Below are 14,236 nucleotides of genomic sequence, written 5' to 3'. Positions count from 1 at the left end.
ATGGAATTCGCCATCTGGGCGTACCCGTGGGACCTGTTAGAAGAAGGTCCAGACCGGGTCGCAACCCAACTCTCCAATCTGGGTATCGACGAACTGAATCTCGCGACGAACTATCACTCAGTGCAGGCATTCTCGCCACACAATCCCGAACGCCGGACGTTCTTCGCACGCGCGAGTTCGTACTTCCAACCCGGTTCCGAGTTTGGTCGTCTCGAACCAGTGCCCTACGAGGGAATGACTGGTGATTGGGTCGACGAAATCGCTGCCCAACTAAGTGACGTTCGCTTGAACTCGTGGACAGTCGGCTGTCACAACTCGCGTCTCGGGATGCGCAACCCCGACGTGACGTTGACGACGGCTCACGGTGACGATCTGGTGTTCGGACTCTGCCCGTCGAACCCCGACGTACAGGATTATCTGACCGCCCTCGTACGCGATATGGCCGCCCGCGACCACTTCGACCGAATCGAACTGGAAACGTTCGACTACTTCTACGGAACGGGGTTCGGCTGGCACCACCAGAAGATTCACGCCCAACTCGGGACTCTCGGCGAGTTCTTACTCGGCCTCTGCTTTTGTGACCACTGCCGGAGTACAGCGTCGGACGCCGGCATCGACGTTGAACAGGCCCGAAAGACGGTTGCTGACACATTCGATTCGATTGTCGCCGGGACGGTTCCGGCCGACCTCTCACCGGAATTGTGGCTCCGTGAACACGATACGGTCGCTGACTACGTCGACATCCGCGAGGAGACGCTGGCTGACCTCTACGCGGAACTGTCGTCGGCCAGCGGGTCGACGCCACTCGGGTATTACGTCGGCGCGCCCGAACCCGGGCGGGAGTGGATGGTCGGTGCGGACCTCGAACGGTTGTCGGAACACGTCGATTACTACTGCCTTCCGGCCTACGAATCGTCGAGGGAGGCGGTGATGAACGCCTACCGAACTGTCGATGCACTGGCTCCGGATGTGCCGCTTCACGTGGGACTCCTCCCGGGACATCCAGCGATACACGACGAGGCGACACTCGTCGAGATTATCGACGCGCTGCGTGCCGAGGGAGTCCCGCGTGTTTCCTTCTACAATTACGGGCTGTTACCGGAGCGGTCTCTCGATTGGATTCGGGCAGCAACTGACACTGCCACGTTGTAACAAACGATACTTTCTTACTGCCACCCAGTACAACCATTGGTATGGAGATAACCGACGTGACAGCGGTTACTGTAGATGTTCCGTTGACGAGTCTCGACGAACCTCTGGGAATCGGCCCGTACACCACAAACCACGGAGAACTCGAATCGATGGAGCGCGTTCTCGTCCGCGTCGAGACGGACGAGGGCATCGCCGGGTGGGGTGAAATGCGGGTGTTTCTCTCACCGTCTGCCACCGAATCGATTATCGAGGAGGGCGTTGGCCCGATGATTACCGGACAGTCGCCGTTCGAAATCGAGCGTCTGCGTCGGCAGGTGTTCGTGGAGTACACGAACGTCGATATGTTCTTCGCTGCCGTCGAGACGGCCTGTTGGGATATCGTTGGAAAGGCGCTCGACAGACCCGTCTACGAACTGCTCGGTGGATGGACCGCCCCGACACAGAGTTCGCTCCGTCACCGAGAGAACATGGACGAAAACGACCTGACGCCGAAGAAAGTCCCCGTTGCGTTCTGCCTCGGCATTCTCCCACCTGAGGACTCCCGCGCGAAAGCACGGGAGGCGTTGGAGGCCGGTTTCGACGTTCTCAAGACGAAAGCTGGCAAGGACTGGCGGCAGGACGTTGCGCGAATCAAAGCGATGCACGACGAGACGGACGGACAACTCGAACTCCGTCTCGACCCCAATCAGGGGTGGACCCTCGACCAAGCAGTCCGCGTCGGGGCGATGCTGGAAGACGAGGGAATCTACCTCCAGTATCTCGAACAGCCGATTCGAGTGGACTCGCATACGGCGCTGGCGAGGTTGCGACAGCGTCTGCGGCAACCAATCGCACCGAACGAAGACACCTACATCTCGCACAACATCTCCTCGCTGGTCGAAGCCGGTGCGATGGACGTTGGCGTCATCGACCTCACTCCGGCCGGCGGTATCAGCGGGCTTCGCCAACAGGCGGCGATACTCGAAGATGGTGGCGTTCCGTTCACACACCACTGCGCATTCGACCTCGGGATTCGGACGGCTGCAATCCTCCATGCCGTCAGCGGGATTCCCGGGTTCTCGCTTCCCCCGGACTCGACATACTACGCGTGGGAAGCAGACATCATCGAAGAACCGTTCGAGGTGACAGACGGGTGTCTTCCCGCCCCACGCGGCCCCGGTCTCGGCATTTCGGTCGACCTCGACGCCGTCGAAACGTACCGAATATGACGAGAAGAGAACCAACTACGATGCGACACCATGACAAGGTTGAATACGCGTGCCCACATCGATTCTTCCGCTATGGTTGAGTTATCACTACGAGACCGTCCAGCAATCGTCACTGGTGCATCTCGCGGCATCGGCCGCGAAATCGCCGCGCGGTTCGCAGAAGCCGGTGGGGATGTCGCCATTTGCTCGCAGTCATACGACGATGTCGAAGTCGTGGCTGACGAACTGACGGCCGCACACGAGGGACGGGTCGTCCCCGTCGAGTGTGACGTGACGAACCGCGACGAGATACGGAATCTCGTCGATACCGCAATAGACGAGTTCGGCGAAATCCGTGCCTTGGTAAACAACGCGGGTGGTTCGGACGAGCCATCCAACACCATTCATCGGTGTGACGAAGAGACGTTCGAGTGGATGGTCGACCTGAACCTCAAGAGCCAATTCATGATGAGCAAAGAGGTGCTTCCGGTGATGGTCGATTCCGGCGGCGGGTCGATGGTGCATATGGGCTCGGTCAATGGACTGTTCGGGATTGGACTCTCCGGTTACTCCGAGGCAAAGAGCGGACTCCTCTCGATGTCGCGGAACATCGCCGCTCACTACGGCCAACACGGCGTTCGTTCGAACGTCATCTCCGCGGGGACAATTGAGACCGCCAACCGGCGCGAAGAGATGGAAAAGACGGAGGGTCGAACGGGGGAATCCAGCGCACGTGACCGCTGGCTTGACCAGTACCCGCTCGGTCGATTCGGGACCCCCCGAGAGGTTGCAGATACCTCATTGTTCCTCGCCTCTGAGATGTCTAGCTTCATCACCGGCGAGAACATCGTCCTCGACGGCGGACTTACGACGAGTCTCCCGACTTCGTTTATCAACGAAGTGTACCAGACCGACGAACCACCAACACGAGAATAACCTACCACCACGACCAATGAGAGAGCTAACGACAGCCAACGCACCGGATAGTATCGGACCATTTTCCCAAGGAGTCGTCTCCGGAGACCGTATCTACGTCTCCGGACAGGGGCCTGTAGACCCCGAAACGGGTGACGTCATCGCTGGGACACCCGGCGAACAAACCGAACGAACACTGAAAAACATCGAAGCCATCCTCGAAGCAGGGGATGCGTCACTTGCGGACGTAGTGAAGGCAACGGTGTTCCTGAAAGACATGCGCTACTACGACGAGGTGAACGAGGTCTACGGGGAATACATGTCGTCTCCGTACCCTGCTCGAAGCGCGGTCGAAGTCGTGAAACTTCCCGTCGACATCGACGTCGAAATCGAGGTTGTCGCCGAAGTGTGAGCTATCGAGACGTTGAGTCCGCGACGCGGCCACTGTCACGGGCAGTCGCGACAGCAGCGACGAACTCGCGAGCGTTCGTCTCGATTTCGCCGTAGTCGCCGCGCTCGATAGCGTCACCGTCGACGAGTGAGCTTCCGACACCAACCGCTGTCGCACCAGCGTCGATGAACGACCCGATATTGTCGAGCGAGATACCTCCGGTCGGGACAGTTGGAATGTGTCCGAGCGGTCCGTGGAGTGACGAAACGAACGCTGGTCCGAGTGAGGACGCCGGGAACACTTTCACCATGTCGGCTCCGGCGGTGTACGCGTCGACAGCCTCCGTTGGCGTCGCCACACCGACAATGGAGGGAGCACCGTAACGATTCGCAGTCCGCACCGTCTCTTCGTCGAACGACGGGGTGACAATGAACTCAGCACCGGCTAGCATCGTCGCACGGGCGGTTTCGCTGTCGAGAACCGTCCCTGCGCCGACAGCGACCTCGTCGGCCGTAAACGTCGAAGCAATATTTCGAATCATGTCGAGCACGCCATCAGTGTTCGCCGTCACCTCGACGACGGAGACGCCACCCCGTTGGAGTGCATCGACGGTTTCGATTGCCGTCTCTGGGTCTGTCCCACGAACGATTGCGACGATACCCGTCTCTACGATTCGCTGGGCGATGTCTGCTGACATGATGCATATCAGGACGACACACCTCTTAATTATCGGGGTAGAGGCGGGAATCTGTTCCATCTGTTCGGGGGACTGGTTCCCAGCCACTATCGTCGAAGCGTGGCCTGTGTGGAGCAACTATCGGCGAAAACAGAGGAATTATCCCGTAACTCTGTGAGGGATGAGTATGGTGACCGCCCCTCAGGAGAGTGACTGCTGTGACGCTTGACCTCGTGACCTTCGGCGAGACGATGCTTCGATTGTCGCCACCGCGTGGGAGTCGACTGGAGACTGCCGAAACGTTACGATTCAGCACGGCCGGTGCAGAGTCGAACGTCGCAATCGCGGCGAGCAGACTCGGGGCCGAAACCGCATGGGTTTCGAAACTTCCGGCTTCAGCGCTTGGTCGTCGGGTAACAGCTGACGTACGCCGACACGGTGTCGACCCGAGCGTCGTCTGGACAGACCAGCATCGCCAGGGGACGTACTACCTCGAACACGGTGGAGAACCGAGGGGTACGTCGGTAATCTACGACCGGAAGGATGCCGCGGTGACGACGGCAACGGTTGAAGAACTCCCAACGGAGCCATTCGAGGAGGCGACGTACTGCTACACGAGTGGAATCACGCCAGCGTTGTCGGAACAACTCAAAGAGACGACAGCTGCGCTGCTCGAAACTGCTCGGGCGGCGGGAGCGACGACTGTCTTCGACCTGAACTACCGGTCGAAACTCTGGACGCCAGACGAAGCCCGCGAGACACTCGAATCGCTATTTCCGCTCGTCGACGTGCTCGTCGTCGCGGCACGTGACGCGCATACCGTCCTCGGAATCGACGGCGATGCTTCAACAGTTGCATCGAGGTTGGACGACAAATACGGATTTGAGACGGTTCTCGTCACGCGCGGTGCCGAAGGTGTGCTCGCCCTGTCCGACAACGAAGTGTACGAGCAGGGTGCCTTCGAGACCGAGACGTTCGACCCGATTGGAACCGGAGACGCGTTTGTCGGCGGATATCTCGCGTCGCGGATTCGTGGTGAGAATCTGGCAGCAGCACTCGAACAAGGCGCTGCAACCGCAGCGCTCAAGCGGACACTCGATGGTGACCTCGCAGTTGTAACCCAGGCGGAAGTCGACCGAGTCCGAACCGAGTCGGCTGTCGGTATCAGTCGCTGAGATAGTCGGTGCTCCGAAATCATAGCCCATTGGTGGAAACACAATACTAATTTCTAATTGCCTTTTGGGGAACACTCCTGTTATACCTGATTAAAATAGAAGTATCGAGTATATGAATGGGGTATTAAATATAGGTGTCACAATTATTTCTGTACTATATATACAAATAGCACAAATATATTGTATAGATTTAGCAATACTGTTCGGCGTGTGAATACACAGCAACTGGTCCAAACGGGATGCGTTTATGACACTGGTCTGTGATACTCTGGTCAAGACTCAACGCCTATGGACGACTCGACCAAGTCCACGACTGACGAAATCATCACCCTCCTGGAGCAAAACGCTCGTCGCGAGGCGTTTGCGTGTCTCGAACAGATCGAGTCCGTGCCGACCGCGCAGCGAAAATCAGCCGTGCGTTCGTTGCGGGACGTTGCCGAAAATCGCCCCGAACTAGTCGGTCAGCTTTGCTCGGCGCTCGTCCCGTTTCTCGAAGACAGCGCACGGCCGGTCCGCCTCACGACTGCGAAACTGTTTGTCTCTGTCGCACGCTCGAATCCGGATGCGGTGGTGTCAGCCGTCTCACCACTCGCGGACCGTCTCTCCGACGAAGGCGAGTTTTACTATGTCCGTGCTCGCGCCGCCGAAGCACTTGGATTCGTCGCCATCAGTTATCCCGACGAGGTGGCATCCCCGTCGGTTCTCGCGGACCTGCGTGTCGGACTCGCGTTCGACGAACCGGAGGTCAAAGAGAAGTTGGCCAAGGCACTCGAATGCGTCGCACTCGGTGACCCGAGTCGACTCCGACATCACGTCTCGGCGTTGGCTGCGCATCTCGACGACGAGAGCGAACTCGTTCGATACCACTTGACGACGGCACTGGTCGTACTCGGGTGTGAACATCCCGAGCGACTCACCACGGCGGGTGACGAACTCACGGGGTGCCTCGACGACGACTCTCCCTACGTGCGAGGAAGAGCTGCCGAAGCACTCGGCTTACTCGCTGCCGAAGTGGACCGCGGTGTACTCCCCATACCAACACTTCAAACGTTGAAAGACGAGGGAACAACAGAGGAGTTTGTTAGAGAGCGAGTCCAATTTGCGCTCAGTGCTGTCGGTGTGGTGGATGTTGGTCACGACAAGAAACACGGTGATTTGGTGGGATGTCTGTCGGGGATTCGTCGCTCTACAGAAACCGCAACTAAGGCAATTTCCGCACCAAACACTGATAGCGAGTGTCCACACTGCGGACTGCCGCTCCCGGATGAAGGACCGCCGATGTGTCCGCGGTGTGGGACACCAAACTGATGGTGAATTTTATTTCAGAAACTAAACTATAGTTTCCTCTACCGTTCTGAGGTTGCTGGGTGCAACCTTCCCAGTCCACTCCAAGCACGAACCGCACACTTTTTATTTTAGGTTGGCCTAAACGCCTTCAATGGCTGCTGAGACCCAGTTCCACTCCGAGCCTCACTCGGAACTTGAAACACACCACGACACCGAAATAACTGTTTGTGAGAGCGCCCCCGGGAAATATGTGTTCCTCGAATCCGGGAACACGGATGGGTGGATTGCAACCGACGCGACCGTCGACGTAACTCGATAACTCCGTACGATGACTGACGCCGAAGACAACCACGAGACAGAATCCGAGCGTACCGTCGTCCGTGCTGGACGAAACTTCGAACAGACCTACCGCCTCGACGCGAGCGAGGTCGGTGAGTTCCTCGTCAACTTGGGCGAACAACTCCGTGACGGCGACGAGTTGACTATCACTACCGACGAGTGGGAACTCCCGTTCGCGTTCGGTGAGCCTATCGAACTAGAAATCGACTTCGATGGCGTCGACGACCCAGAGTTAGAAATCGAAATCGAACTTCCCGGCATCACTGACGACAAAGCGCCGGGCGTCCAGTAGGCCGACACCACAGGTACTTCTCCTACGCTTTCGCCCAAATCCTGCGACAGCGCTGACTTCCATAGACGGGGAGAACCCTTTGTCGCTACAGCAGCCACCCCCAGAGAACGAATTTTCCCGAGATTCTGTCTTTTTCCAAATCAGTACTGGACATCATCTTTATTGAATCACGACTGTTCTGCTGATATGTGTGTAGACTGTCCTACTGAGTGGCTGTAAGTGGTGGGTTCTCCCGACTCACCGTATGCCAACTTCTCGACGTTCGACCCCACATCTCGAACGAATTCTAACAAGTTCTAAATCAGAGTGGTAGTAGTCAAGTTCCTAGATATGTGATTTTGTTGATTGAATAGCGAATGACAATCGGACGTCCGGTTCTGTAACGCCAAACGCCCCTCTCTGTCGAGCACTGAGTCGGGGCGCTAGACCGCGTCAAAATTTCTAAATCATAGATTATAGTCGAGAGAGTAGTCATCTGTAGTGGTTCAAGAGAATATTATTCCGACTGTTGCGCGGTGAAACTGCAACACCACGGGGCGATGAGGAGTGAATTCGTTACAGATGTACGTCTGTAACGTTTTATGGTATAATCAATAGTTTATGTATTTAATTCAACTATTCAGGGCCAATTACCGGTTCCCCGAACGGAGTAACCGTTGAAATTTGGCACGGGGCCACCGGGCAGGCCCACTGTCGCAGAACTAGACGACGAGTGTGGGCTGGTCGGCCGTGACGAGTCTCGTCACGCGCTCGAACAGCCGTTTCGCGCGCCGCATCGACGTTCCCTCGACGGTCACTCTGAGGTCACCTTCGGTTCTGCTCGGGCGGACGACGAACCATGCTTCGCCTTCGTCGACGAAGACGCCATCGTCCGTCTGTACGTCTCCGAATCGTTCCCGCGCTTCTTCGGTGATTCGCGACATCTCTTGGGCGGTGTTGTCGACCGAAAACGAATCGAAGTACAGCGGGTACGCTTCGACATGCTCGGCCTGCTCCGAGAGGGTCTGTCCGTCGTCGACGAGGCGAGCGAGGCGGATTGCCGACAGTGCGGCGTCTGGGCACGGCGACTCGTCGGGCCAGTGGTAGACGCCGCTGGGTTCACCGCCGAAGACAATCTCGGTCGTCGAGGCTGGTCCCGAACCCGGTGTGCCGTCCATCTCGGTTCGAACGATTTCACCGCCAGCCTCCTCGACGACCTCTTCGATTCGGCGACTCGATTCGAGCGGGACCGCAACTCGACAGTCACCGTTCGAGGTTTCGACTGTATGCTTCGCAAAGAGGGCTAACAGCGTGTCGCCACCGATGACGTTACCGAGTTCGTCGATAGCGACGATTCGGTCCGCGTCGGCATCGTGAGCGACACCGAAATCGGCGTCAGAAGCGGCCACTGTGCGCCGAAGCGTCGAACAGACGTTCTCGTCGGGCGAGACGCGACGCCGCGGGAACCTGTCGGTCTTGGAGTCGGCGAGGCGGTCAACCGTGCAGCCCAGTCGTTCGAGCGTTCGGGCCACGTTGTCGACGCTGTGCCCGCCGACATCGACGACGACGTGTGTGTCGTCGAAGGACGACCGGTCTTCGCACAACCAGTCGAGATGGTGCTCGGTCGCGTCGTCCCACCGCCGCTCGTCGCCGATATCGTCCCACGAGGCGAGGTCGGCAGTCGCGCCGTTGACGTGGTGAACGAGGTGGCGCTGGCGCTCCCACGAGAGACGCGACCCATCGTTGTCGAACAGTTTCAGTCCGACATCTTCGGAAGGGTCGGGGGCTGCTGTGACAGCAATGCCGATGTCGCCGTCGAGTCGGCGCACACCGGTCGAAACCGCCGGACTCGCAACGGTTCCGAGTCGGTGGACCGTGCCGCCCGATTCGCGCACGCCCATCGCAACCGCGTCCGCGAGGAGTCGAGTGTTGTCCCTCGGGTCGTGGCCGAGGACGACCACCTCGTGCGCGTTGCCGAGGGTGCGACCGGCCTTGAGCGCGAGTTCGGCGGTCATATGGGAACCGTATGGGCCGCGAATTCGTGAGGGTGCGAACATACCACGCCATCACCCTCGGGGAAGTTTACTATCGGTTGGATAATGTGGCTTTGTCGGGCTTAGTCCCTCCCAAAACACTCGGTTCGGAGCGTGTACTGTTCGAAACGCGGTACACGACCACGCCGTCGTTTTGGTACACCTGTTCGTACCGGTTGCTCTCCGCCAGCGACGCCCGGAGTTTCTCGGTCCCGTTTTCCTCCAGTCCGCGAACCGTGTAGGTTCCTTTCGGGACGTACAGGTAGTCGGGCGATGCGCCAACAGATTCCATCGACTTGGTCACACAACTGGCGTTCTCGCAGGTGCTGAGAGTCTTGAACGTGGATATCTGCTCGTAATACTGGTCAGGGCTCTTCCACTCGACCCCCCACGGACCGACGAGAATCGTCCGGTCGGTGTAGTAGGGGAACCACTCGGCAGCATCGGAAAGCACGACGAACTCCGCTCCGGAACTCGTGTGTTCTGCGGCCCACTGCATTGCCTCTCGGTCGTCATCATCCATAAACGGCGGAAGGCTCGGACTGCCGTGGTGGGCCGATGCGAGGCCACTACCAGCGTAAAATCCGCCAAGGGCCGCACCGAAGACCAGCACGAGAGTGAGGACGGCAGCCATCGATTGCCGCGAATCGAGCGTGTCGCGGAACCTGTTCGAGACTCGCGGAACCACGACGCCCATGAACACGGTGGCAATCATCATCGCAGCGGGGACGAATTGGAATCGTTCTTTCCCGAGCACGTACGCGGCTACGAAGAGCCACGCTGGGAGGGCGTACGACCCGCGAGACACGAGTACCACGGCAGAGACGAAACTTGCGACGAAGAATATCGTGACGAGAGTCGGGTCGAGCGGATAGACGAACTGGTCGAGGAGTCTCCCGACTCCACCCGCGATGCCGCTATGGCTCCCCGCAGCACCGGTGAAGACCTCGATGCCGTGTCGAGAGACGACGCTCAACAACCATGGAGAAGCCATGATGAGACCGCCGAGTGCAACGACTGCACCGCTTGCGAGTCCCCGAAGCGACCGGTCGAACACCGCGTAGAGGACGAGCCAACTGACGCCGAAGAAGACGGTGTAAACTGGGTGCGACAGGATTGTGAGCGCGAAGAAGATTGCGCCCGAACTGACCCACTGTCGCTCCTCGTCGACGAAGATTCTCGTTCCGATGTAGATACCACAGAGCGCCAAGAGGAACGCCGACGCTCGAACGATGCCTCCCGCAGAGAGGTGCCACTGGAGCGTCGGCGGCGCGACGGCCAGAATGGTCGTCGCTAGCCCTGCTTGCCGGCGCGTCGGAAGCAACCGGGACGCAATTCCGTAGTAGGGAACCAGATAGAGAACCGTCACGACGGCCGGAAGGAATCGACTGACGTCTCTCCCAGAGATTCCAAGGTCGGTGAGTGCGGCGACCACGTAGAACTGAAGCGGTGGATACGCGAACGGAACCCCACCAGCGTAGTACGGAATCGTCGTCGGAAGGGCGTATCCGTTGGCACGAATCTGCTCGGCGATTTCCAGATATAATCCGGCACCGTACGCGGGGTACGGGTGGGTCAAGACGTAGGTCACGGAGACGACGAGACCAGCTACGAGCGCGAACACGAACCAGATGTGGCTGTCGCGGCCGAGGTCGGGGACACCGCCCGGAAAGCCGTTCATGTGACCTGCCGAAGCGGGGTCGAGACCGGTCGGGTCGTCCTTCGTAGTCGTCACCCACTCGGGCGACCCAATCGCGGTGCGCTCTCCGTCCGCAGTACCTCCGGTGTCGAGGCTGTTTAGCTGCTCTCCATACTTCGAGCCGTCCACATCTGTCGGTTTTTCTGTCATCGGCGCCTGTAAATCGAGAACGGATTGGTTATCGAGATGCTGTACGGCAGCCACCGAATTTCGAGCGCGACCCAGCCGAGGGCGACGATTCCACCGAAGAGTGCCGTGGCGAGCGTCGAGAGTCCCATCCAGCGGGGGAGGACGTAGTACACCGCGTTGAGGACCGGGTTGGGGATGGCTGCTGCCACCGCGCTGCTTTCGTCGCCCGCCTCAGCGCCGACTGTCTGGTTCTCCAAGGGGAGTTCGTGGGCTGGCTGTCCGCCGGTACTTTCGTCGCCAGTTTCGAGCCGTTCGGCCTCGTATGGGAACGCAATAGGAACGCTCCACACGACGTTACCGGTTTCGTCGAGTTCGAGGACCCGGTTTCCGTTCGAGTCGGTCACGAGCGTATGACCGTTGGGAAGTCTGTCTGCGTCGCGTGGCCATTGAAGCGTCTCGTCCTGCCAGACCCACGACTGGGACCACTCGCCATTGTGGCGGCGATACTCGACGAGTCGGTTGTTCTCGGAGTCGGCGACGAGCGTGGCGTTATCGCCGTCGGCGTTTTCGATGTAGTCCGGGTTGTGTTGCTCGTAGACCACGTCGTGTGAGCCGTTTCCGAGCGTCTGCGATTCGACGAGCCCAGTCTCGCGGTCGAGGTAGACGACGCGGTCGTGATTCCGGAGACTGACCTGAATGTGACCGTTCGAGAGGACCTCGACGTCGTTGAGGTGCGTCCAGTCTTCTGGGAACGGTCCGCCTGTCTCCGCGGGGTCGAACGCCGACTGCGCGTCCCACGACCACGTGACGAGTTCCGACGTGGTGTTCACCACGAAGACGCGGTCGGCGGCGATGTCGGCGACGACGTACGAGGTGTCGTTGAGTCGGTCGCCGTCGTGCCATCGCGTCGAATGCTTTCCGGGCGTCACCCGACTGTATATATCCTCGACTTCTCCGGTCGTGAGGTTCACGCGCTCAATACCGTTTCGAGTACAGGCCGTCTCGCCACCGCACTCTTCGGGCGTGAGATGGTCGGCGTACAGGTACTCTACGGTCGCGTTTGTACCCTCGACTGGGTCGACATCCCAGTACCGAGTGTGCGAGTCGTTGTAGTAGATGGTTCGTCCGTCCGGCCCGAACGCGACGAGTTCGGCGTTCGCGCGCGGGCCGTCGCTTTCTTTTCCTAACCACGTGTTCGAGTCGGTCGCGATGACCGTCGTCCCGTTTGTAGGCTCGATTCGGCCGTCACCATCGGCCGCTCCGCGTACCGTCGGCGTCGATTGGGAGGCGTACGCGCCACCGACGACGCTCGCACAGACGAGGAAGACCACCGCCGCAGCGACTCGCACGTGAGTCCGCTCGACCATCTTGTCTCATCTCCGTCGGCGTCCGGTCTAACTATCTGTACACTAAATACGCTCCAACTTCGAGAACAATCGTGAAATCGTGCAATTGAGCGGGCTTAGCATGGGAATAATAAGGATTGTTCACCCACTCTTTGTGTATCCATGCGGCCTCGACCCAGGCGGCCAGGGGGTGTTCTCGTCCTCGTCCTCGTCCTCGTCGGCTTCGTTCTCCTGTCGATGGTTGCGGCCCCCGCGCTGAGTGGCGTCAGCATTATCTCTGGAGACGTGTCCCAGAGCGACCCGCCTGAACAGACCAGTACACGGACCGCAGAAACCGTGCGGCTGGTTCACGTCGGCGACGAGAACGACCGGCTGTGGCCCTACACCAGCAGAGCACGGGCGTTCGACACGATGACGCTTCCAATCAACCTCGTTGTCGAAGGGAACCCTGCGCGCGTGCGGACACTACTCGTCTACTCACACGACGCGAAGTGGGACCAGACCAACGAGTCGTGGCAGATGGCTCCTGAGGAAGTCAGCGCTGCGAATACCGAAAAGACACCGTGGGGTTCTGCGACGGGCGCAAACCGATACACGTACGTGCAAACTGATTCCGGGGGCATCTGGATACGAGAGTCGATGCAACTCCACGATGGGACCTACTTCGGCAGTCGAATTCACCTTCGACTCTACGGTGGTGGGACCCCGAGTGACTCGTGGACGGCGATTCAAGCACACCGGGACTATTGGGACTGGTTCCGACTCCGGCACACCGTGACAAGCCTCGCCGGGCCGCAACACGCCGTCGAACGGGATTTGATGCGGCAACCGACAGTGGTCGAGACGAGACGCGAGCGATTCGCCAACGGCGGTATCATCGACGCCGACGGTTGGGTGTCCGTCTTCGAACTTGCTCCGAGACAACTCGTCTCCGGAGCATCCCCCGAATCCGGGTCCGTTGGAACCGATAGTGCACAGGTCGACGCGTCCGGAAGTAACCCAACGGACACCCCAACCCCCCGCTCTGGGGCGGAAAAGCAAACCACCACGGTACTCATATCGCTGCTTGCAGTCGTTGCCGCTGGTCTCGGTGCGCTCGCCACGGGGGCAGTCGACCGTGAGGATATCGGTGCGTTCGTCGAGCGTCTCCGCTGGTCGCGACTCGCAGACCGCCGGCTTCACCGCGGCGTGCTCCTGTTCGCCTCGCTCGCCGCGATTCCGCTCTTGGTCCGCTCGGCCGGACTCGTTCTCGAAGGGTACGCCCCGCAGCATCCGAAGCCTATCGCTGCGCTCTTGTACCCGTTTTTCGCGTTTGCGCCGACGATAGTGGCTGTTCGGCTCCCTCGCGGACTCTCGTGGGAGCACTGGTTTAGCACCGCGTTCGTCGGCTACGGAATCGGTCTGGTGGCCGACCTCGGACTTATCGGCGTCTCCGTGATTCCCGTCGAAATCGTGCTCCACCGATTCGCCGTCCTCGTCTCGCTCGGACTGCTGGCCGTCGTCGGCCAGCACCGCTCTCGTTCGAAGACCGCACCACGAGCACCTCTGCTCGTGGCGCTCGGCGTGTGGATATCTCTGCTCGCGTGGCCGCTTCTTTTTGGAATATAGCCGTTTAGGAGGCGTGTAATAACGTTCT

Annotated in this window: 13 protein-coding genes; 9 read left to right on the top strand and 4 right to left on the bottom strand. The window is 59.4% G+C overall.

Annotated features, from left to right (window positions below):
* The 4 genes from ACH9L7_RS18305 (at position 1) to ACH9L7_RS18290 (ending at position 3,666) form a co-directional block, all read left to right on the top strand.
* Positions 1-1,152 (top strand): hypothetical protein, encoded by a 1,152-nt coding sequence (locus ACH9L7_RS18305; RefSeq protein WP_396613829.1) that lies wholly within the window; start codon positions 1-3, stop codon positions 1,150-1,152.
* Positions 1,153-1,193: 41 nt separating this feature from the next.
* Entirely contained in the window at positions 1,194-2,360 is a 1,167-nt protein-coding gene (locus ACH9L7_RS18300; RefSeq protein ID WP_396613828.1) for a mandelate racemase/muconate lactonizing enzyme family protein, read from the top strand.
* A gap of 72 nt (positions 2,361-2,432) precedes the next feature.
* Positions 2,433-3,275 carry an SDR family NAD(P)-dependent oxidoreductase gene (locus ACH9L7_RS18295; protein ID WP_396613827.1) on the top strand — a complete coding sequence of 281 codons (843 nt, stop codon included), beginning with the start codon at positions 2,433-2,435 and terminating at the stop codon, positions 3,273-3,275.
* A gap of 16 nt (positions 3,276-3,291) precedes the next feature.
* Positions 3,292-3,666: a RidA family protein gene (locus ACH9L7_RS18290; RefSeq protein WP_396613826.1), complete on the top strand. Its 375-nt coding sequence runs from the start codon at positions 3,292-3,294 to the stop codon at positions 3,664-3,666.
* 1 nt (position 3,667) lies between these two features.
* On the opposite strand, the gene ACH9L7_RS18285 is transcribed toward ACH9L7_RS18290, so the two are convergent.
* Positions 3,668-4,342, bottom strand: coding sequence for a bifunctional 4-hydroxy-2-oxoglutarate aldolase/2-dehydro-3-deoxy-phosphogluconate aldolase (locus tag ACH9L7_RS18285; protein ID WP_396613825.1), 675 nt, complete (start codon positions 4,340-4,342; stop codon positions 3,668-3,670).
* Positions 4,343-4,539: 197 nt separating this feature from the next.
* On the opposite strand from ACH9L7_RS18285, the gene kdgK1 reads away from it, so the two are divergent.
* The 4 genes from kdgK1 (at position 4,540) to ACH9L7_RS18265 (ending at position 7,414) form a co-directional block, all read left to right on the top strand.
* Complete coding sequence (gene kdgK1 / locus ACH9L7_RS18280; protein WP_396613824.1) at positions 4,540-5,496, top strand: bifunctional 2-dehydro-3-deoxygluconokinase/2-dehydro-3-deoxygalactonokinase; 957 nt, start codon at positions 4,540-4,542, stop codon at positions 5,494-5,496.
* Positions 5,497-5,784: 288 nt separating this feature from the next.
* Positions 5,785-6,804 (top strand): HEAT repeat domain-containing protein, encoded by a 1,020-nt coding sequence (locus ACH9L7_RS18275; RefSeq protein ID WP_396613823.1) that lies wholly within the window; start codon positions 5,785-5,787, stop codon positions 6,802-6,804.
* Between the two features lie 130 nt (positions 6,805-6,934).
* Positions 6,935-7,102 (top strand): hypothetical protein, encoded by a 168-nt coding sequence (locus ACH9L7_RS18270; protein ID WP_396613822.1) that lies wholly within the window; start codon positions 6,935-6,937, stop codon positions 7,100-7,102.
* 9 nt (positions 7,103-7,111) lie between these two features.
* Positions 7,112-7,414, top strand: a complete 303-nt coding sequence (locus tag ACH9L7_RS18265; RefSeq protein ID WP_396613821.1) for an amphi-Trp domain-containing protein — start codon at positions 7,112-7,114, stop codon at positions 7,412-7,414.
* Between the two features lie 701 nt (positions 7,415-8,115).
* Here the strand turns inward: ACH9L7_RS18265 and ACH9L7_RS18260 are convergent.
* The 3 genes from ACH9L7_RS18260 to ACH9L7_RS18250 all read right to left on the bottom strand — a co-directional run bounded on the left by ACH9L7_RS18260 (position 8,116) and on the right by ACH9L7_RS18250 (position 12,621).
* The gene (locus ACH9L7_RS18260) at positions 8,116-9,408 is read right to left on the bottom strand and encodes a phosphoglucosamine mutase (RefSeq protein WP_396613820.1); all 1,293 of its coding nucleotides are present in this window, start codon (positions 9,406-9,408) and stop codon (positions 8,116-8,118) included.
* Between the two features lie 70 nt (positions 9,409-9,478).
* Positions 9,479-11,275 carry an ArnT family glycosyltransferase gene (locus ACH9L7_RS18255; protein WP_396613819.1) on the bottom strand — a complete coding sequence of 599 codons (1,797 nt, stop codon included), beginning with the start codon at positions 11,273-11,275 and terminating at the stop codon, positions 9,479-9,481.
* Complete coding sequence (locus ACH9L7_RS18250; protein WP_396613818.1) at positions 11,272-12,621, bottom strand: arylsulfotransferase family protein; 1,350 nt, start codon at positions 12,619-12,621, stop codon at positions 11,272-11,274. The genes ACH9L7_RS18255 and ACH9L7_RS18250 overlap by 4 nt, the downstream gene beginning before the upstream one ends.
* 141 nt (positions 12,622-12,762) lie before the next feature.
* Here ACH9L7_RS18250 and ACH9L7_RS18245 point away from each other — a divergent pair, with 141 nt between their 5' ends.
* Positions 12,763-14,208, top strand: a complete 1,446-nt coding sequence (locus ACH9L7_RS18245) for a hypothetical protein (RefSeq protein ID WP_396613817.1) — start codon at positions 12,763-12,765, stop codon at positions 14,206-14,208.
* The last annotated feature ends 28 nt before the right edge of the window (positions 14,209-14,236 follow it).

Source organism: Haloferax sp. S1W, from assembly GCF_044593955.1.
In the GTDB taxonomy this organism is placed as follows: domain Archaea; phylum Halobacteriota; class Halobacteria; order Halobacteriales; family Haloferacaceae; genus Haloferax.
Note: the sequence above shows the minus strand (reverse complement) of the source record. Positions and strands in the feature narration are given on the sequence as shown.

Excerpts from the sequence above, each read along its gene's own strand:
- ACH9L7_RS18255 (WP_396613819.1), bottom strand. The coding sequence starts at position 11,275 with ATGACAGAAAAACCGACAGATGTGGACGGCTCGAAGTATGGAGAGCAG.
- ACH9L7_RS18260 (WP_396613820.1), bottom strand. The coding sequence starts at position 9,408 with ATGACCGCCGAACTCGCGCTCAAGGCCGGTCGCACCCTCGGCAACGCG.
- ACH9L7_RS18275 (WP_396613823.1), top strand. The coding sequence starts at position 5,785 with ATGGACGACTCGACCAAGTCCACGACTGACGAAATCATCACCCTCCTG.
- ACH9L7_RS18295 (WP_396613827.1), top strand. The coding sequence starts at position 2,433 with ATGGTTGAGTTATCACTACGAGACCGTCCAGCAATCGTCACTGGTGCA.
- ACH9L7_RS18305 (WP_396613829.1), top strand. The coding sequence starts at position 1 with ATGGAATTCGCCATCTGGGCGTACCCGTGGGACCTGTTAGAAGAAGGT.
- ACH9L7_RS18245 (WP_396613817.1), top strand. The coding sequence starts at position 12,763 with ATGCGGCCTCGACCCAGGCGGCCAGGGGGTGTTCTCGTCCTCGTCCTC.
- ACH9L7_RS18265 (WP_396613821.1), top strand. The coding sequence starts at position 7,112 with ATGACTGACGCCGAAGACAACCACGAGACAGAATCCGAGCGTACCGTC.
- ACH9L7_RS18290 (WP_396613826.1), top strand. The coding sequence starts at position 3,292 with ATGAGAGAGCTAACGACAGCCAACGCACCGGATAGTATCGGACCATTT.
- ACH9L7_RS18250 (WP_396613818.1), bottom strand. The coding sequence starts at position 12,621 with ATGGTCGAGCGGACTCACGTGCGAGTCGCTGCGGCGGTGGTCTTCCTC.
- ACH9L7_RS18285 (WP_396613825.1), bottom strand. The coding sequence starts at position 4,342 with ATGTCAGCAGACATCGCCCAGCGAATCGTAGAGACGGGTATCGTCGCA.
- ACH9L7_RS18270 (WP_396613822.1), top strand. The coding sequence starts at position 6,935 with ATGGCTGCTGAGACCCAGTTCCACTCCGAGCCTCACTCGGAACTTGAA.
- ACH9L7_RS18300 (WP_396613828.1), top strand. The coding sequence starts at position 1,194 with ATGGAGATAACCGACGTGACAGCGGTTACTGTAGATGTTCCGTTGACG.